Genomic DNA, 19,692 nt, shown 5'->3' with positions numbered 1-19,692 from the left:
CTACTTTTGCACCATCCATCGGGCCGACATTGGGAGGGTGGCTGACTGAGAATTACGGCTGGCAATATGTCTTTTATCTCAATTTGGTTCCAGGGCTGCTGCTGCTAGCTGCTGTGTGGTACGCCGTCGCCCCCGCACCGATGAAACTCGAACTGCTAAAAGAGGGCGACTGGTGGGGAATTATCTCGATGGCGATCGGCTTGGGTTCCCTGCAAGTCGTGTTAGAAGAAGGCAGCCGCAAGGACTGGTTTAGTTCTGATTTTATTGTGCGTTTAAGCATAATTGCTGCAATATTTCTCAGCGCTTTTTTCTGGATTGAACTAACTCGCAAACGACCGTTTATTAACTTGCGCTTGCTGACTCGCCGCAATTTCGGTTTAGCTAGTATTGTGAATATTTCCTTGGGGGTGGGATTGTACGGTTCGGTGTACATTTTGCCCCTGTATTTAGGTCAGATTCAGCAGTACAATGCCATGCAAATTGGCGAGGTGATTATGTGGGCTGGGGTGCCGCAGTTATTCATCGTGCCGATGGTGCCGAAATTGATGCAGCGAATTGATATGCGGCTGATGATTGGCATCGGTGTGAGTTTGTTTGCGGTGAGTTGTTTTATGAATGCCAGCATGACTCACGAGACGGGTATCGATCAGTTGCGTTGGTCGCAATTAGTTAGGGCATTGGGACAGCCTTTAATTATGGTGCCGCTGTCAACTATTGCCACTGCTGGTATGGAGAGACACGAGGCTGGTTCGGCTTCTGGTTTGTTTAATATGATGCGAAATATGGGAGGTTCGATGGGGATTGCGGCGCTAGCAACTTTGGTGACGCAACGCGAGCAATTTCACTCGAATCGGTTGGGGGAATCTGTTTCTTTGTACAATCCGGCAACGCAGGAGCGAATTAATCAAATGACTCAGTATTTTGTGAGTCGCGGTGCCGATTTAAGTGTGGCGAAAGACCAGGCAATTAAGGTAATTGATAATATTGTCCGCCGTGAAGCTTATGTAATGGCTTTTAATGATTGTTTTTATTTTGTGGGAATTGCTTTGCTGTTAAGTGGGATTGCTATTTTGGGTTTTAAAAAGGTGAAAGCTGGTGCGGGTGCCGGGGGAGCTCATTGATTCTGTACGGCGCGGAGTGCGCTGTATCTTTGGGGCGGGCAGGATGCTCACCCCACAATAATTTTAAGAGTTTTCAAAATGCCAACTAAATGTTTTTTAGCTTATTTACCATTCTTGTTGAGCTTCTGCTTCTGCTTGGATTAAATTTTGTCGCAGTTGCGCCCAATTTATTTGATGAGAGGGCGAGTCTCCGATGAGCTTTCCGCGCTGTAAATGCAGAATTTGCGTGCTAAATTGCTCGGCTAATTCTAATTGGTGGTTTACCATTACAATTGTGGTTTGACCGTTTGTTAGCTGTGTCAATACTTGCAAAAGGTGGGCGGCTTTTCCTGCGTCTAGGGCGGATGTTGGCTCGTCTAAAAGCAAGATTTTTGGTTGCAGGATGATGCCGCGGGCGATCGCCACGAGCTGTTTTTGGCCTGAGGAAAGCTGGAATTCGCTGCGATCGAGCCATTCTTGGGGTATGTGCAGTTGTTCGATCGCGCCGCTAATTCTCTCAGCAATGTTTGATGAAGTCACGCCCCGCAGCTTTAAAGGATAAGCCAATGCTTCTCGCACCGACATTCCCAAAAGCTTGGATTCTTGCAGGATGAGGGTGATTTGTTTGCGGAGTTCGATCGCAGGTATTTGGCGATATTCTGTATTTTCCAGATAAATGGAGCCGCTGGTGGGACTGCTGAGCCGATTTAGCAGTCGCAACAGCGTTGTTTTGCCGGCACCTGAAGGGCCAACAATTGCCACGCGAGATCCCTTGTGTACCTGAAACGAGATATTTTCCAACAAATAACTTGAGGCGATCGGTGTTTTCAAGCTTACACCGTCAATTCGCAGTTGAGGATTTGTTTCTGTATTATTTTCCGAATAATTAGGCATTTAATTAATTAAAAACATGACTTTTGTGGAACGGGCATCTTGCCCGTTCTGAAGGCAGGCAAGATGCCCGCCCCACCATCCAACTCACTCTTTGTGGAACGGGCATCTTGCCCGTTCTGAAGGCAGGCAAGATGCCCGCCCCACAATCCAACTCACTCTTTGTGGAACGGGCATCTTGCCCGTTCTTAAGGCAGGCAAGATGCCCGCCCCACAATCCAACTCAAACTCAAACTTTTACAGCTTTTTCTAAAGGAAAACCCAGCTTTTCGCGCTGTTCCAAATAAAGCTGAGCAACTCTCCGCGCCAAGTTGCGAATTTTGGTGATATACCGAGTTCTTTCCGTTACCGAAATCACGCCTCTAGCATCGAGTAAATTGAAAGTGTGAGAACATTTTAACACATAATCAAGACTAGGCAAAACCAATCCTTTTTTTGTCAATTGTTCGGCTTCTTGCTCGTACAATCCAAATAGAGTAAACAGCAATTCGGGATTGGAAGCTTCAAAGTTATAAGTACACTGTTCTATTTCTCCTTGCAGGTGAACGTCGCCGTAAGTGATGCCATCTTTCCACTGAATTTTCGTCATGGCATCGACTTCTTGGAGATACATTGCTAGGCGTTCTAGTCCGTAGGTAATTTCAATGGAGACGGGGCGACAGTCTATGCTACCGCACTGTTGAAAGTAGGTAAATTGGGTAATTTCCATGCCGTCGAGCCAGACTTCCCAGCCGACGCCCCAAGCTCCGAGGGTCGGCGATTCCCAGTTATCTTCTACGAAACGAATGTCGTGGTCTTCTGGGCTAATTCCTAATGCTCTGAGGGAGTCTAAATAGATGTCTTGGATGTTGGGAGGAGAGGGTTTAATTAAAACTTGATATTGATAGTAATGTTGGAAGCGGTTGGGATTTTCGCCGTAGCGTCCGTCGGTGGGGCGGCGACAGGGTTCGATGTAGGCGACTGACCAAGGTTCGGGGCCGATTGCTCTGAGAAAGGTGTGGGGATTCATGGTTCCTGCACCTTTTTCTGTGTCGTAGGATTGGGCGATCAGGCAGCCTCGATCGCTCCAGAATTTGTTTAAGGTGGCAATGACTGATTGAAAGTTCACTGGTTTAAATATGGTTAGCGAGTGTCTAAGCTTATTTAAGCATACTCAAGGCACGGTTTATTGAAATAAATCCTGCCGAAATTAGATAAGAGATGCTGAACGTATCGCTGGATATTTAAGTTTTTTTTCAGGTATATTGTATCGATCGAGTTATGGCGATCGCTCTCTCTGTAATGGCGATCGCTACACCGCCTGAAACACGACTGGGCTAGCACTACTTTGATAATCAAGGCCAGTCATAATATGCTCTGGTTGGATACCTGCGACAATCAGTGCAGCGGTTAACCCTTCCTCAAAGTTATCTTCTTCAATGATGACATGGCGATCGACCAAGCGAGCGTGAAACAGAATCGTGTCGATCCAGCGTTGCTTATCCAAGCCTGTAGCGAGAATCAGGAAATGACCTGAATCCGTATCGCAGACAGGATAAAGCTGAATCGCTTGTAAGCGAGGTTGCGATCGTGTAGCTTCTTGTAGCGTTTGTTTCAGGATATCTGCATAATTTAGTGAGCGATCCATTGAACAATAGCCTCCTGCTCTGGTTCGTAAACTAATAAGTTAATTCTATTCCGTTGAACGGCTAGCTGAAAAATGGGTTTTTGAAAATGTCGAATATAGATGGTTTTGCCGATCGCTAGAAATAACTCCCGTTTTGGATCTTGCTCCTCCAAGGCCCATTGGTAAAGCTGAAGCTGTCCCATCGTTTTTTCCAGTTCATTAATTACTGAAGGAGAGTCGAAGTCTTTGATTTCCACAGCTATTTTCCGTTCTTCTTTTTCTGCTGCGAAAAACTTTTCTGCTCCTAAATCAGGTTTCAAGATCGTTTGTTCTAACACTAAGATTAACGGGTCATCCGTAATTGTCCACCCATCTTTTTCGAGAGTATGGCGCAGGGATAAATGTAAATTATCGCGTCTAGACATTAGTTCTGAAAGCTTTATTTATCGTTAAATTTTAGCATAATTTGATACAATTTGCCACAGCTTGATGAGGAACAAAAATTTAGAGAATCATTTCACTCCTTAATATGGTTCTCCGGCGCGTTGAGTCACTAACCGACGCAAAGTGGCTGGTACATAACTCATGCTGCTGTCTGTAAGTGTTTGTAAGCATGAGCTTTGGCTAACCGCACCCAATGTTCTAGGAGCAAGTATCGATCGAGTTCGACTTCTTCCGATCGCGAGAGAGTGCCGGATTTATTGCGATCGAGCAATTCGCTCATGCGGGTTTGTAATGCAGGCGTGGGGCGGATAGCGAGGATGACTTCTGGGCTGGGTTGACTGGCAAGCAATTCGACGATTTGGAGTTCGTCTTGGTAGGAGATGGTTTCTAGGGGGGTGAGTTCCTGGAGTGCGCGATCGAGGGCTTCTGGGAGGCGATCGCCCAGTTGTTGCAGTTGTTCGCCGAGGCGATCGGGGACTTCTAGGATAATTTGCATTCTGTTTCTTGAGGGATTTTGGAACACTCAGGTTATTGAGTTGGCGGAGACTCTTGCTTGATTGGGATCGCCTCATCAACAAGCCAGTGTATCAAAAAGGCTATCGCGAATCCTTTATTTTGAGAATGATACTCGTTTATTGTGGTAATTCATCATTGCATTGGACAATGGCGACCAGAGTATTAAGAAAATCTATCGATCAGTTCTGGTCATGACACTCAACTCTTATAAATGGTAAAGTGTTGGGACTCACCCATAACATCTGATGAACTTAGCCAGTAATAAAGCAATTTCTCTCTATGCCAAGTTTGTATACAGAAAACTCGGAAAAATGGAAAAACCTTGCTTCGATAGATTACTTTACCCAATTTGTCAAAGCTTGGATTCCTTTCAATGCTTGGTATAAAAATTACTACCCAACTCTCAAAACTGATAGAGAAGCGATAAATGCGATCAAGGCTGAGCCTAATAATTTTCGGAATAAGTTTGTTAGTCTTCTAAATAATCAAGGCAATGAGGGAGTTGCTTTTAAGTCACGCATTGCAGAGCTTCATTTGGAGTTAGAGCGAAAGCATCTATTTAACAAAGGTGAGCGCATAAACTTTGTAAGTATTGTTATTGAGGAAAATCCTAAGAAGACAAATAATTTTGCTCGTCAAACTTTAACATATAATGTTGAGAGGAACATTGGAGGAGATCACAAAAAGGTGCAAATTGATATTATTTGTCGCAATGGAAACGTTAAGTTCAGTTACAGGCAAACAAATGGTTTTAATCTAGAGGATTTGATATCACAGAATGGCTTTAGAAGCCTATCGGAACCTCAGCAAAATAATCTCAAGGCTTGTTATGAAGAGATTAATCCATCAAAGCCAATCAATTTACTGAGCCACGAGCAGAATAATGGTATTCCAATGGGCAATCTTTACTTTGTTAATAACACGGATCATCTTTGCAAAGGACTTATAGTAATTTTGTATAAACTCAGAAATGTTTTATTTCATGGCGAAATTATTCCAGATAGTGACACTAACAAAGTTTATGAGCCTGCGTACCAAATCTTGTATACACTCATTCAAGCTCTTTAACCAAGTTTAAAATTTTGCAGACTACCCCTATAGTGTTTGACTCATGAATTTAGCTGATATTCTCAAAGACTCAAATTACAAGCTGTCGCAATTTACGACAACTGAAATTGAGCAGTTAGAAAAGACGATTACCCTCAAGGCAACCAAAAGCGGCGAAGTCCCCTATACGGAGTGTTTGGTGCGCCAGAAGGCAATTAAGCTCACGCCAGAGGAAGCGATCCGGCAGCTATATTTACGGATTTTGACCGATCGCTTGCATTATCCCATCAATCGTATTCAGGTGGAGTATGGGGTGAACTTTGGGCGGGAGGTGAAACGGGCAGACATTGTGGTAATGGACAAAGACCGTCCTAACACGGTGTATATGCTGGTGGAGCTAAAGAAGCCGAAGCTGAAGGATGGGAAAGACCAGCTTCGCTCTTATTGTAATGCTACAGGTGCGCCGATCGCTGTCTGGACAAATGGCGATCAAATCTCTTACTACCAGCGCAAAGACCCCAACTATTTTGAAGATATTCCTGGTTTGCCCAATGCCAACCAAACCTTGGCAGATATTCTCCAGATCAAGTTCACGCTGGAAGACCTGATTGCCAATGACAAGTTGGTGAAGGAGAATAAATCCCTCAAAACTTTGATTGAAGAAATGGAAGATGAGGTGCTGGCAAATGCCGGGGTCGATGTGTTTGAGGAACTGTTTAAGCTGATTTTTACCAAGCTCTATGATGAGTGGTATTCCGGGCAGGGCAACCGTCGCAAGACTCGCTCTCTGGAGTTTCGCAATACGGGACAGACGGAAGCTGCCCTCAAGAGCAAGATTCAAGATTTGTTTGATGGGGCAAAGAAAAAGTGGGAGGGGGTGTTTAGCGAGGATTCCAAGATTAGCCTAACGCCGTCGCACCTATCGGTGTGTGTGTCGTCCTTGGAAAATGTAAAACTGTTTAACTCCAACCTGGATGTGATTGATGAAGCCTTTGAGTATTTGATCAACCAAAGTAGCAAGGGTGATAAGGGGCAATATTTTACGCCGCGCTATGTGATTGATATGTGCGTGAAAATGCTCAATCCGCAAGAGGATGAGTACATGATCGACACGGCAGCGGGGTCATCGGGGTTTCCGGTGCATACGATTTTCCATGTGTGGCGGCAGATTTTGGCGGATGAGGGATTGCAGGCGAGTCATTTGTTCTCGTTGGAAGAAAAGCCACCTCGTTGTAGTGAATATGTGGAAGAGAAGGTGTTTGCGATCGACTTTGATGAGAAAGCTGTACGGGTGGCGCGGACGCTGAACCTGATTGCGGGTGATGGGCAAACGAATGTATTGCACCTGAACACGCTGGACTATGAACTGTGGGATGAAATTACCAATCAAGAGGAATGGAATGATGTTTACAATGCTGGATTCAAGCGGCTGAAACGGCGACGACCGAAAGGCAGTAAGGATTATCGAGAGTTTCAGTTTGATGTGTTGATGGCCAATCCGCCCTTTGCTGGAGACATCAAGGAACCGCGCATGATTTCCCGCTACGACTTGGCAAAAAAGCCGGATGGCAAGTGGCAAACCAAAGTCGGGCGCGACATTTTGTTTATTGAGCGCAATTTGGACTTTTTGAAGCCGGGGGGCAGAATGGCGATCGTGTTGCCTCAAGGACGCTTCAATAACTCTTCAGATAAGAACATTCGCGATTTTATTGCGGAACGCTGCCGGATCTTGGCGGTGGTGGGGCTGCATGGCAATACGTTTAAGCCCCACACAGGTACAAAGACTTCGGTGCTGTTTGTGCAGAAGTGGAATGATGACCCCAAAGCAGGCGCACTTTGCCCGCGCCGGGATGACTACAACATCTTTTTTGCCACGATGCGAAAGAGTGGCAAAGACAACTCTGGCGAAAAGGTTTATCGCCGCATTGTGCCTAAAGATGAGGAAGGTTTATCCGAAAAGGAAAAGGAACGACAGTTTTTGCTCGACCCCCACGATCACCTGATTGTGGATCATGACCTGTATAACCACGAAGGACTGACGGAAGACGGGATTGCGGAAGCGTTTATTGAGTTTGCCAAAAAGGAGAAGCTCAGTTTTTTTGAGCCTAGCCCATCTGTGACACCGTTTGATGCTGTGAGGTATCAGCAGTTAATGGATGGGCTTGAAGCGGTTGAAATTACTTTAGATAAAATGCAAGAAAATAATGATGCGTTTCGATTCGATAGCGATTTTTTCAAAAAGAGTTATCTAATGAGTGAGGTCATTGTTAAGCAGAAAAAAGGATTTTTGCTTGGACAAAAAATAAAAGATGCCAAGAGTTTCGGAGCGTATTCTCTTTGTAATCATATTGAATATCTCGAAGAAGGTATTCCTTTTCTGAGGTGTGTAAATATTAAAAATTCCCAAGTTGATTTTTCTGATGTTATTTATATTGACAAGAGGTCACATGACTTACTATGGAAGTCCGAGGTAAAGCCAAGCACAGTTTTGTTAACTATGTCTGGCAGCGCAGGGAATGTTGCAATTGCACATCAAACCTGGAAATATCCAATTAATTCTAATCAAGATATTGCCAAAATTGATTGCTCTGGAGGAATAAATCCTTATATCCTTTATGGCTTCCTAATAACAAATTATGGCTTCAATCAAATACAAAGACAATTAGCAGGTAGTGTTCAGCAACATATTTATTTATGGCAAATTGAGAAGTTATTTATACCAAGCTTCAGCTCTGATTTTGAAAAAATCATTGAAAAACTGATTAAGTTTTCAAATACAACTTCTGAAGAGTCAAAGTTAATCTATCAACAAGCTGAGGATTTGCTGTTGTCGGAGCTTGGCTTGCAGGACTGGCAACCCACGGAAGAAACCCTTGCCGTCAAGAGTTTTGCCGAGTCGTTCCTGTCCTCCGGTCGCCTCGACGCTGAGTATTACCAGCCAAAGCAACAGAAAGTAATGGCTATTCTGCGACAATCTGGTCTTTGCATCGGTGATGTTGCCCCACTCATAAAGCGCAAATTTCAGCCTGAGAAACAAGGCACATTTAACTATATCGAAATCGGCAATCTCAGCGGAGAAGGGTTTGCCAATGGTGAAGTGGTATCAATGGACGAAGCCCCTAGTAGAGCACAATGGATTGTCAAAGCTAATGATGTAATCACGTCAACCGTTCGCCCGATTCGCAGACTTTCAGCTTTGATTGAGGCAGAGCAGAATAACTACATTTGCTCATCCGGTTTTGCTGTTCTCAAACCAACCAAAATTGAGCCAGAAGTTTTATTGGTTTATTTGCGATCGCCCATTGTGTGTGAAATCCTGGATCTTCATACTACGGCCAGTATGTATCCGTCAATTTCAACTGAGGATCTGTTGAATATTCCGATTACTCTACCGAAAGAATCTACTCGTCAGAAAATCACAGAAAAGGTCAGGGAGTCTCGCCAAGCACGGGAGCAATCTAAACAACTGCTGGAAATTGCTAAAACAGGGGTAGAACAAGCGATCGAAACCAATGAAGCGACGGCAATTATATGGATGAATCAGCAACTTGAAGCCTTGGGGGTAAAACTGACATGACCACGATTGATGAACGGGATTGTTCTAGTGGCGATCGCTCTTCGGGGCCGAACAATTAACCGAACTAGCCCAGCTAATTGAACCCTTATCCGATGAGATCGATGTCCTTTCAGAAGCGATTTCATCCTGGGCTGAAAATTACCCTTCAATTCAGGAAGCTCAAGCCCAACTGCTCGAACCGCTACCGCCGATCGCTAAGGCATCAGAAAAAGCAGCAGTCACCCGAGAAAATAGCGAATCTCAACTCGGCGATCGCCTCAACAAACAAGCTCTCAAAAATGCCATTTTATTGTAGGGCGATCTGCCATATTTCTACTGGTCAATAAACAGAGGCAGATATTGCTGTCTTGCGTCAGGTGTTGAGTGGAAGCGATCGCCAAATTGTCACTAAAAAACAGAATAGTCAGAGCCCCGACTTCTTGAAGAAGTCGGGGCTCTGACCGTGAAAAGGTTTAGATCGAGTTCTAGTTTAGTTTGCGGGAGCGAGGGAAACTAACAGAGTGATGTTGTCAACGCCGATGACATAAACGGTGTCTCCCGGTGTGAGGGTGATTTGGCCATCGCACCGTGCGGGCCACCAGCTACCTTGGAAGCGGACGCGACCTGTTTGATTCGGGTAAATCGATTCATCGACGACTGCTTCTTCGTTGAAGTAGTTAAAATTGGTGTTGACGTAATTTTTGATGAGCATATTGTTAGCGCCGCTGTATCCTTGGGTAGAGAAAATCGAGCCGAAAGCTTTTACTACGTTGAACATGATATTTACTCCTGTTGTCTTAAAATATATGGATGTGTAATTGTCGGTTTATGCTATTTGAGAGGCTGCATTTCCTAGTTTGAGATTGATTGCCTTGATATTTCATTGTTCTTGCCTTCCGTGGTTTTATCAGGATAAAAGGCAAAGAATTTTTGAAATGTTGAGGGGATTTGAGAAGCGGTTGCGGGGAGTCTAAATTCAGTAATTCCGAGGTATTGAGTTAAGGATTTAGTGGTTGAGCAGTTAGTATAATTTACCTTAAGGGTAGATGTTGTTAGCTACATTAGAGATTGGCTGATTCCGCATTACTGCTGCTGTGAAGATGTTTTATTTTGGGGTTTAATTTTTTGATTGGGTTGTGACTCACTTGCTTTACATTTACTAATTTGCCAGGAGTCGAATATCTTTGGTGCGATCGCCAGTCCACTTTCCGAACCTGGTACTGGCACATGACACTGAGAAACCCGCCAGCAACGATTTTGCAACGGTTTTTGCCTAGATATCAGGCTGGTAGCTGTGCCAATTTAGCTAACTGGACTACCGCAAACGGTGAATCATGAACTTACGCAGTCTCGATCGCCCAATCCGGAATATCCATAAATATCTAGTCCGTAACTTACGCACCAAACCTCTAAAAACCCGGTTTCTGACACCCTGTGCGCCATTAGGGGCCCGTAAGCGTATCTATGATATAAGCAAGTAAACTTGGCAACTCACCCCCCTCCCCATGCGATATTGATTTGTACCTACCTCTTTCTACATTCCGTTCGGGTTCAGCGATTTGTTAACTTGATGATGGGTAGGCGATGGCTCCAAGGTTTAGCATACTCCAATTGACCAGCTAACCGAAAAAGTGTAGCTTCCATCCCAAATTTTCCCACAAACTGCATCCCAACAGGTAAACCTGCTTCATTCCAATACAAAGGCACAGACATTGCAGGCTGCCCTGTTACATTGAATGGTGCTGTATAGGGAGTGAAGTTAAAGACTTGTCTGGCGAGAGGCTCAATCACTTTCATGACTTTCAGTAACCAGCTTGCATTTGTTCTCGCAACCAAATTCATCAAAAATTCTTTCCCTGATGACGGTTGAAGTGAACCAATAGGAATTGGAGGTTGAGAAAGGGTGGGAGTCAGCAAAACATCATATTGTTCAAAAAATTGGCCTATCTTCCGTGCATCTACCTGTAATTGACGAGCTGCTTTAGCATAGTCAGCCGCACTCAAAGCCTCACCTAACAGCCCTAAACAATAAGTCCCTAATTCAAAATCTTCAGCAGTCACTTTTCGTTGTGTTGATTTAGCCGCCCACTCAATATCTGCACGAGTTTCCCCAACAACAATTCTCATAAAATTTAAGGCAAAAGCTTCTCCATCCAATTTAGGCCGATCTTCTACAACTTCATGCCCAAGTTCTTGAAGTAATTTAATGGTTGCTTTCAATCCCTCAATGCAATCTTCATGAACCGCATCACCCAAAAATGGATGAGTTGTAAAAGCAATGCGAAGTTTTCCTGGTGCAGTCGTAACTTCGTCCAAATAGGGTCTTACCTGTGGCGGAGATAAATAGGTTGCTCCCACATCAGAACCACTGATTGCATCCAGCATAGCTGCACTATCGCGAACAGAACGACTTAGGACCGTTTCAGTTGAAAATCCACGCCACAATTCACCTGTAATCGGACCTGTGGGAATACGCCCACGGCTGGGTTTTAGTCCAAAAATGCCACAGCAAGATGCTGGAATTCGGGTAGAACCGCCGCCATCGCCTGCCCCAGCCAGAGGAACCATTCCTGCTGCGATGGCTGCGGCTGAACCTCCACTAGACCCTCCTGGTGTAAGATCCAAGTCCCAAGGATTGCGAGTCACCCCCCAAGTCTTAGGTTCCGTGTAGGGTGTAATGCCAAATTCTGGAGTATTCGTCTTACCTAAAATGACAACTCCTGCTGCTTTGAAACGTCTCACCAATTCGCTATCATGGCTGGCTGATATATTTCTAAGTAAACGGTTGCCGCTACTGGTAGGAACACCCGCATACATCGATCTCAAATCTTTTAATAGAAAAGGGACGCCTTTAAATGAACCCTCTGGCAAGTCATGATTGACTAACATCCTTGCTTGTTCATACATTTTGCAAATGACAGCATTAATTACTGGATTGTACGCTTCAATCCGGGCAATCGCTGCATCCAATAACTCGGCTGGAGTAACTTGCTTTGCTTGTACTAACTCAGCCAAGCCTAAACCATCATATTTTTGATAATCGGGAAAACCAGACATATTGTACTCCTCAGTTATTGAGTAATTTTTCTAAATTACAGCGGGAACCGCTGTATACCCTAGACTTCACTCTACTTCACTCTATAAAATTTGCTTGATACTGCATAATTGTTACAGGAATTTTGAATAAAGTTTTAGCTAATTGAGACAAACCGAACTTGAATTTAAGCGACTGCGGCAATTCTTGTACGGAAACTTCTAGGAATCCAAAGCGAGTATAAAATGATGCGAGTCGCTTTCCCAAACATTCTAAATATAGCGGTTCTGTAGCTTGTTGAATTAAATATTTTGTGAGGTAGGTTCCCAAACCTCGATCGCGCCAATCTTTCGCCACCACCAAACTGCCCAATTCTTGCGCGCCCGCAAAGTTCCGCAACTGTCCGCAAGCTGCCAGTTTCCCACCGCATTCGATGACCCAGAAGTGCTGCCATCGCAACTGAGTTGGATCGAGTTTGGCGCTCCAAACTAACTTTCTAATTGATTTGATATCTTGAGCTGAGGCTGGGCGGATGGCGCATTCAGACGGTAATGAACAAGTATTATCAATCATTTGTATTATGCTTTTAAACTAAACCAGGGATTCGTGACTATTTATTATACCCAGTCATGGATGCAAAAACCCCGTTTATTAAACAATAATTATGCACTACCCTGTCTAGAAAATTAGTTTTTTTAGCTGTGGAGTGCATACGCCGTAATCGCATATAACGCTTTTCAAAAAAAACTTCTATTAATCTCTCTCTTCTCTTATCTTTCTGTGCGTCCTCTGCACTTAATCAAAAAAATATCATTCACCAAGCAAATAAAATTGTAGCATTAGCTGTCGATGGCCTCCCACAAAACCTCCGCGCCAAACCTTACCGGATCGGTACAAAGCAATCCCGTTTCTGCTTGAACTTCAGCTATTGCTAACAGCGCTTCTGCCTCATTTAAGTGATGAGTGTTGAGGGCGATCGCACTCACTTTTCCTCCTGAAAAAGCACCCGCAGCACCGGCAACCATTTCGTACAATTCGACCACTTTTGATAACCGGGGAATTGATACGTGCGGGTGATTGCGAATGCTAGTTTGTCCGGCTCGGTGCGCTAAAATTAAGTGAGTTGGCTGCGAACCCCGCAGCAGCGGCAGAGTCGCCGTCGAACCGGGATGCAATAGCGAACCTTGCCCTTCTACGTGTAAAATATCGCATTCAGAACCCAATTTAATCACCATTTGTTCGACAGCACCAGCGGCAAAATCAACTCGCACTGCATCCAAAGGAATGCCTTCATTTCCGATCATTAAACCAGTTTGACCGGTTGCCAAAAATTTGGAACGCAAACCCCGCTGTAAGCAAATGCGATTGAGTTCCAGACTGGTTGACATTTTGCCAACGCTCATATCTGTGCCGACAGTTAATACGCGGCGACAACTTAATTTAGCAGCAGCGGCAGAGGCGATCGCACCGACAGATTTCGGTTCCTGACGCACGTCCCAAATCCATTGATTTTCGGTTAAAGGAACTGTTATCAAAGGTGCAAGTTTCGCGTGCAAACCGTTGACAACTGACAAACCTGCCCCTACCGCTTGATTAATTTCTGGCAGCCATTCCGCAGGCAAAACACCGCCGGAAGGAGCGATACCAATTAGCAGAATATCCGGCGCAAATTCCAGTGCTTCTGCAACGGACGCAACAATTGGTACTTGTTGAGAAATGCCCGTTAATTCAGGTAAAGATTGTCCTACACATTCGCTGTCTATTACTGCTACAATTTGTGCTTCGCTGTAGCGCAAAAATGCTAAACCTGTTTTCCCGGAATGGCCGAGAATGCCCTCGTGGAACAAGATAGCAACTTTGCCCTTTTGGATGGGATAGCTTTTAGTCATTGGTTCACTGTAAGTAGATGAAGCTGGAAAGTATATAAACCCTGGATGCAGTGAGTGAAAATTTAGCTTTCGGGAGGAGAAGGAAAGCAATCGCAAAGTTTATGATAGCTTGATATTCTGTTACATGGTAAAATTTATTGACGCCTACCTACTTACTTCTATTCTCCAATCTCAACTCGCCGCACTCCCAATCCCGATCGCCCGTTTGGCAGCAAACACCCATTTTCGACGATCGCACCGGTGAAAGGATCGTCTAATAAATTTAAGTGACTGTCCAAATCCAAATAGTCAGCTAGGGGGGAAAGTTGTGCTGCTGCTGTATTTGCGATCGCGCTATCTGAATAGCAGCCGAACATTACTTGCAAATTGCAGGCTTTTGCTGTGTGAATCATCCGCATTGCTTCGGTCAATCCGCCTGACTTCATCATTTTGATATTGATGCCGTGGACGCAGTGCGCTAACTTGGGTATGTCGGAACTATTAAAGCAACTTTCATCAGCAAAAATTGGCAGGGGCGATTGACCGTACAGTTCTGAGAAATCCTCCATATCTGCGAGGAGTGAAAGCGGCTGTTCGACATAATTTATCTTGTATTTTTCTAGCCAGTGACACATCTCGGCAGCATCTTTTAAACTCCAACCGCCGTTAGCATCTACACTGATTTTAAGGTTAGCTGGTGCTTCGTCTAGCACTGCTATTAACATAGCTTTGTCGGCTTCGATTCCTGCGGTATTTCCTAATTTGACCTTGACGGCGCGGTATTTGATACCTGCTGGATCTTTGCCAAACCAATCGCGCACTCTTTCTCTTGCACCAGAGGGCGAATTAATGCCGATTGTGACGGAGGTGGGGACGATGCGCGATCGATCTAATCCCCACATTTTCCACAGCGGCAAGCCTGCTTTTTGGCCCAGCCAGTCGTGCATTGCCATGTCTATGCCGGCGCGGGCGGCTGAGGGTAACTTGACCTCTGCTAATACTTGTTCGATTTTTTGGCGATCGAACGGAGTAAACTTTTCTAGCAGCGGTGCAACTTCCTGCAATGCGGCTAACAGAATTTCGGTAGTTTGGGGCCGAGAACCTGTGGAAAACGGCGAAGCTTCTCCCCAGCCTTCGATGCCTTCGTGTTCTAGCTTCACCCATAAATTGGTACTTTGGGCTGTTGTACCGCGGCTGATGGTAAGGGCAAACCGCTTGCGGACAGTGAAGGTTTCAATTTGAAGGTGCATTGTCAGTGATTGGTAATTTTTTCTAAATAAAAATCCGAGGTGGCGGATTGCGCCGCTCTTGCGATTTGTAACTTTTTACTTTATAGTTTGATTTTGCTTGTTCTAGTTTATCAAAAACTTGATGAAATTCCTTATTTCTGTTTCGCCGAAGAGAGTTGCTTTCTCTCTCAGCATTTGGGTGCTCTTCTTTGCTGTTGCTGGTTGCATCGTACAAGTTCTGCGCTACGGTTTTAACTATCAAGAACGCTGGATTAGTTTGTTTAATTTAGACAGAGAAATAAATTATCCTTCGTGGTACTCGTCATTTACTTTACTGTTTTGCGCGATTTTGCTAGGTATTATTGCTAGTGCTAAGAAGAAGCAGGGCGATCGGTATTTTGGGCACTGGAAAGCGTTGGGGTTTATCTTTCTATTTTTTTCTTTAGATGAAATTGTGAGTTTGCACGAAATATTAATTATTAACGACTTGCGAAAAGCACTGGATTTAGGGGGACTTTTTTACTTCATTTGGGTAATTCCGGGGGCGATTTTTGTTGGGGTTACTGGGCTGGCTTATCTCAAGTTTCTCCGGCACTTACCCAGGAAAACCAGGGATTTCTTTTTACTGGCAGGCAGTATATATGTCGGTGGAGCACTTGGCATGGAAATGGTTTGTGGCTATTATGCAGATGCGGTAGGTCAGAGAAATTTGATTTACGGTTTGATGGCTTCTGTTGAGGAAATTTTGGAAATGGTAGGGGTGCTCGTATTTATCTATGCCCTGCTGTCTTACATCGGTTCCCATCTTGAAAATATTGATTTGCGGTTGAAGATAGTAGATAATCCAGAGAGGTAAAATTGACGATAAACCAACATTATTAACGAAATTTAAAGCACAGACTTTATGGCTATCTACTTCTACACCACTGGCAGCCAATACGGCTGTTTTTCAAACTTTTCTAGTCATGGATTCGAGTTAGACGGAGAATATTGGCCAACTACTGAGCATTATTTTCAAGCACAAAAGTTTCCCGCAACGGCGAACTGCGACCAAATTCGCCAAGCAAAAACGCCGAAAGATGCCGCAAAAATGGGGCGCGATCGCTCTCGTCCACTCCGCAAAGATTGGGAAGAAGTCAAAGATGATATCATGCGAAAAGCCGTGGTCCGTAAATTTGAAACTCATCCCGAAATTAGAGAAATTTTACTAGCTACTGGCGATGAGAAAATAGTCGAAAACTCCCCTATTGATTACTATTGGGGTTGCGGCAAAGATGGCAGCGGCAAAAATATGTTGGGACAGATTTTAATGGAAGTAAGGGAGATATTGCGAAAAGGCACGTTAGATTAAAAGATAATTTAAATTTCCCATCATAAAGCAGGACTTGTTTAATAGTAAGTCCTGCAAGGCTCCTAAGCGAGCATTTTCTCAATTTTCTTAAACACGTTGACTCAAAAATCCCCCTGACAAACTGTCGAATTTTGTGCCAATCTCCTCAGGCTGTTCTGGTAGAGGGTTTAGCCTCTCCGAGAAGACTGCAAAGCAGGGGAAACGGTAAAAACCCTGCACCACATTTTGATTTCAACCACTACTGTCAACCCAAATTAACTTTTATCGTCGCAATTACAGCATTTGTTGGCCAGTCGCCTCCCTGACACCGTTCTCCTTAGGTTGGCGATTCACAGGTCAAACAGCAAAACTCTTGTTCTGGTTAAAGTTTGTTTTTTTATTGATGCTGTATCTTTATATGGTGTACGATTTATGGAAAGTGTTAGCTCTTGTACAGAATTCTTTACATTTGTGATTTATTCGGATACAATCGCGCCATTCTGTCGCAATTGCTGTTGAATTCTGTTAAATTCTTTCTGTTCTGGGCTTAGCAAAGTATTGTCGATCGGCGGACGCATATCCCACTGCAATTCTGACAATAACAACAAACAGCCCGCGATAATTATTCCTGTGGTTAGATATTGCCAAGGTGCAACAAATGTTAATACAGGTATGCTAAATAAATGGGTTAGTCCAATCAGGAGAAAAGTGCGCGATCGCAAACCTAATCCCGTCAACAAATAGCCGATCGCGCTCAACCCCAACCACAAATCGCAAAGGTGCAGCAACAAACTTCCCCAACCGGCAAAAATACTGCAATCGGTCAAAACCAAACCAGTTATCATCAAAATCGCCCAAGAGTAAAGAATCCAGCTAACTCGCTCGACTCTTACCCAAAACAAAGTCAAAACAGCCATTCCTGCAGTGCCAATTAGAGTCAAAGTTGACCACAGAATCGCCTGAAAGCTCCAACTGATGGGGAAAAACTGAGCCGTAAAAAAAATCCCCCCTGTCACCAAACCCCAAAGCAGAAAAGTTTGGTCGATGCGGGTATAAAGTCCTGAGAAAAGAGTAATATTTCCAATTTGCCAGCGGAGTTGCAACAGGCCTTCGATGTCTTGTACGTCGAGATGTTCCTGTTTGCAGCGGATTAGGGGTTCGGAGGCGTTGAAAAAGGTCATCCAGTGTTGGGGAAAGTATGAAGTTTTGTGTATTGTAACAAGTCTTAAGGAATATTTTTTAAAATTTTTCTTGTTCCCAGGCTCTGCCTGGGGACGCAGATTTGGAGGCTCTGCCTCCTGTTTTCCTCAGCAACCGAAGAGGCAGAAAGCTGCGTTAAGCTTTGGACTAACGCAGCCTTGAGATTTGAGTTTAAGCAAGTCTCCAATTCTTATCTTTTGGAGAATAAATGAAGGCAACATTCACAAGAATTGAGACATCTTTTTTGCCTGTAGAGTAAATTTGCCACGTACCTGTGGGAACCTGTCGCAGATACGGTTTATTTTTCCTTAGCCGATCGTAGATTGAGCTTTTTGAGCGTTGTACTAATTCGGAGGCACGTTCAACTGTGCAGCCCATTTCCACCGAAACTGCGATCGGCTGGGTGAACAGATTGAGCTGTTCGCTGTTATAATTAGTCATGAGAAATCCTCGGTCTATATAGACCATAAACAACATCAGAGTGCTACTGGTTCCAGCCAGTGGCTCCCAAAAACTGATAAGCGATCAAAAGCGTCTCTAGTAACAGCTAGGGGCGCTTGTTTGCTTGTTAAGGGCAGTCTAACACTGCTTTGAAAAATATACAAGAAAACTACCGTATATTTTTTTAATCTATGGTAAATTAGACGTATTAGTTCTCAAAGCCTTGTCTAACAAGCATTTTCTCCTTCCCGGCTCTGCCTGGGGAAGCTGATCAGGAGGCAGAGCCTCCTGTTTTCCTCTGCAACCGACGAGGCAGAGCCTCTAGATATAGGTTCCCAGGCACAGCCGGGGAACCAGTTAAACCCAATAGATATTATGAAAAATACATTTATATCTCAATTTACTCCTAGCTCGATGTCACCCGAAACCCTGGAAGCTATCTTAGTACAGCGTCACGCACTGGCAGAACATTTAGTAGAGCTAATTCGGGTGAGCGCGCTAACAGATAACAAGCATTTTCAACTACTAATAGGGTCGCGTGGCATGGGCAAAACGCACTTGGTTTCCCTGATTTATAATCGCGTAGCTAAGATGGAAGATTTGCAGGATAAATTGCTAATTGCGTGGCTGCACGAAGAAGAGTGGCATAGTATTGCGTCTTTTTTGGATTTATTGCGGGGAATATTCCGGGCAATTGCTAAAGAATATAAGCCAGAATATGAAGCTCAGTTAAATAATGATGTTGAAAAGCTTTATGATTTGTCGCCGGAGCAAGCTGAATTTAAGGCCGCAGAATTGCTGAGAGACTTTGTTGGCAAGCGGGTGCTGTTGTTGATTGTCGAAAATTTAGAGGACGTGTTTAGCGGCTTGGGGGATTTCGGACAGAAGCAGTTGAGGGCGTATATTCAAAATTATTCATTTTTGACAATTTTGGCAACATCACAAAGCTTGTTTGATGGAGTCAAGCTCTCTAATAATCCTTTTTATGATTTTTTTGATTTACATGAATTAGATGAGTTTAAGCTCGATGATGCTGTAGCTTTATTAAATCATATTGCCAACTTAAAAGGAAATAATGATTTAGCATCTTTTATTCAAACTCCCACAGGGCGAGATCGCATTAAAGTTGTGCATTACCTTTCTGGTGGCAATCCTCGCGTCTATATTATTTTTTCTGATTTTCTGATGACTCCAGAATCGCTGGATAAATTGGTAGAACCGTTCATGGAAATGTTGGATAGCCTCACGCCCTACTATCAGGATCGGATGAAATATCTATCAAATCAGCAGCGAAAAATTGTTGATTTTTTGTGCGATCAAGGTGGTGCCGCACCAGTCAAAAAAATTGCTAAACGCTGTTTTATTGAGCAGCGAACTGTATCTAGCCAACTTAAAGATTTGCGAGATAAGGGTTATGTAAAAACTGAGGA

At 44.1% G+C, this 19,692-nt stretch carries 18 protein-coding genes; 6 read left to right on the top strand and 12 right to left on the bottom strand.

Features of this window, described 5'->3' with window-relative positions:
- The coding region (locus QUA38_RS17535) for a DHA2 family efflux MFS transporter permease subunit (RefSeq protein ID WP_333163872.1) at window positions 1-1,121 on the top strand (1,121 nt) is incomplete at its 5' end.
- 105 nt (window positions 1,122-1,226) lie between these two features.
- Here QUA38_RS17535 and QUA38_RS17530 read toward each other — a convergent pair.
- The 5 genes from QUA38_RS17530 to QUA38_RS17510 all read right to left on the bottom strand — a co-directional run bounded on the left by QUA38_RS17530 (window position 1,227) and on the right by QUA38_RS17510 (window position 4,537).
- On the bottom strand, window positions 1,227-1,994 hold the full coding sequence (locus QUA38_RS17530; protein WP_333163870.1) for an ATP-binding cassette domain-containing protein: 768 nt from the start codon (window positions 1,992-1,994) through the stop codon (window positions 1,227-1,229).
- A 226-nt stretch (window positions 1,995-2,220) separates the two neighbouring features.
- The gene (gene glyQ, locus QUA38_RS17525; RefSeq protein ID WP_190660228.1) at window positions 2,221-3,099 is read right to left on the bottom strand and encodes a glycine--tRNA ligase subunit alpha; all 879 of its coding nucleotides are present in this window, start codon (window positions 3,097-3,099) and stop codon (window positions 2,221-2,223) included.
- Between the two features lie 183 nt (window positions 3,100-3,282).
- A complete protein-coding gene (locus QUA38_RS17520; protein ID WP_333163868.1) occupies window positions 3,283-3,618 on the bottom strand; it encodes an element excision factor XisI family protein in 336 nt (111 codons plus the stop codon).
- Window positions 3,603-4,022, bottom strand: coding sequence for a XisH family protein (locus tag QUA38_RS17515; protein ID WP_333163867.1), 420 nt, complete (start codon window positions 4,020-4,022; stop codon window positions 3,603-3,605). The genes QUA38_RS17520 and QUA38_RS17515 overlap by 16 nt, the downstream gene beginning before the upstream one ends.
- Before the next feature lie 158 nt (window positions 4,023-4,180).
- Complete coding sequence (locus QUA38_RS17510; protein WP_333163865.1) at window positions 4,181-4,537, bottom strand: hypothetical protein; 357 nt, start codon at window positions 4,535-4,537, stop codon at window positions 4,181-4,183.
- A 299-nt stretch (window positions 4,538-4,836) separates the two neighbouring features.
- On the opposite strand from QUA38_RS17510, the gene QUA38_RS17505 reads away from it, so the two are divergent.
- On the top strand, window positions 4,837-5,625 hold the full coding sequence (locus QUA38_RS17505; protein WP_333163863.1) for a hypothetical protein: 789 nt from the start codon (window positions 4,837-4,839) through the stop codon (window positions 5,623-5,625).
- Window positions 5,626-5,668: 43 nt separating this feature from the next.
- Window positions 5,669-9,181, top strand: coding sequence for an N-6 DNA methylase (locus QUA38_RS17500; RefSeq protein ID WP_333163860.1), 3,513 nt, complete (start codon window positions 5,669-5,671; stop codon window positions 9,179-9,181).
- 469 nt (window positions 9,182-9,650) lie between these two features.
- On the opposite strand, the gene QUA38_RS17495 is transcribed toward QUA38_RS17500, so the two are convergent.
- The 5 genes from QUA38_RS17495 to QUA38_RS17475 form a co-directional block, all read right to left on the bottom strand.
- Window positions 9,651-9,938, bottom strand: a complete 288-nt coding sequence (locus tag QUA38_RS17495; protein WP_333163857.1) for an NfeD family protein — start codon at window positions 9,936-9,938, stop codon at window positions 9,651-9,653.
- A gap of 773 nt (window positions 9,939-10,711) precedes the next feature.
- A complete protein-coding gene (locus tag QUA38_RS17490) occupies window positions 10,712-12,217 on the bottom strand; it encodes an amidase (RefSeq protein ID WP_333163855.1) in 1,506 nt (501 codons plus the stop codon).
- Window positions 12,218-12,293: 76 nt separating this feature from the next.
- Window positions 12,294-12,767, bottom strand: a complete 474-nt coding sequence (locus tag QUA38_RS17485; RefSeq protein ID WP_333163852.1) for a GNAT family N-acetyltransferase — start codon at window positions 12,765-12,767, stop codon at window positions 12,294-12,296.
- Between the two features lie 266 nt (window positions 12,768-13,033).
- Window positions 13,034-14,083 carry a DUF1611 domain-containing protein gene (locus QUA38_RS17480; RefSeq protein WP_333163850.1) on the bottom strand — a complete coding sequence of 350 codons (1,050 nt, stop codon included), beginning with the start codon at window positions 14,081-14,083 and terminating at the stop codon, window positions 13,034-13,036.
- A 158-nt stretch (window positions 14,084-14,241) separates the two neighbouring features.
- Complete coding sequence (locus QUA38_RS17475; RefSeq protein WP_333163847.1) at window positions 14,242-15,312, bottom strand: dipeptide epimerase; 1,071 nt, start codon at window positions 15,310-15,312, stop codon at window positions 14,242-14,244.
- 121 nt (window positions 15,313-15,433) lie between these two features.
- Here QUA38_RS17475 and QUA38_RS17470 point away from each other — a divergent pair, with 121 nt between their 5' ends.
- Window positions 15,434-16,147, top strand: coding sequence for a hypothetical protein (locus QUA38_RS17470; protein WP_333163845.1), 714 nt, complete (start codon window positions 15,434-15,436; stop codon window positions 16,145-16,147).
- A gap of 48 nt (window positions 16,148-16,195) precedes the next feature.
- A complete protein-coding gene (locus QUA38_RS17465) occupies window positions 16,196-16,642 on the top strand; it encodes an NADAR family protein (protein WP_333163843.1) in 447 nt (148 codons plus the stop codon).
- Window positions 16,643-17,097: 455 nt separating this feature from the next.
- Here QUA38_RS17465 and QUA38_RS17460 read toward each other — a convergent pair whose 3' ends face one another.
- Window positions 17,098-17,802: a hypothetical protein gene (locus QUA38_RS17460; protein WP_333163841.1), complete on the bottom strand. Its 705-nt coding sequence runs from the start codon at window positions 17,800-17,802 to the stop codon at window positions 17,098-17,100.
- Window positions 17,803-17,992: 190 nt separating this feature from the next.
- A complete protein-coding gene (locus QUA38_RS17455; RefSeq protein ID WP_333163839.1) occupies window positions 17,993-18,262 on the bottom strand; it encodes a hypothetical protein in 270 nt (89 codons plus the stop codon).
- Window positions 18,263-18,637: 375 nt separating this feature from the next.
- On the opposite strand from QUA38_RS17455, the gene QUA38_RS17450 reads away from it, so the two are divergent.
- The coding region (locus tag QUA38_RS17450) for a winged helix-turn-helix transcriptional regulator (RefSeq protein ID WP_333163837.1) at window positions 18,638-19,692 on the top strand (1,055 nt) is incomplete at its 3' end.

This window comes from Microcoleus sp. Pol12B4, assembly GCF_036701385.1.
Lineage (GTDB): Bacteria > Cyanobacteriota > Cyanobacteriia > Cyanobacteriales > Microcoleaceae > Microcoleus.
This window is presented reverse-complemented; position numbering and strand designations above follow the sequence as displayed.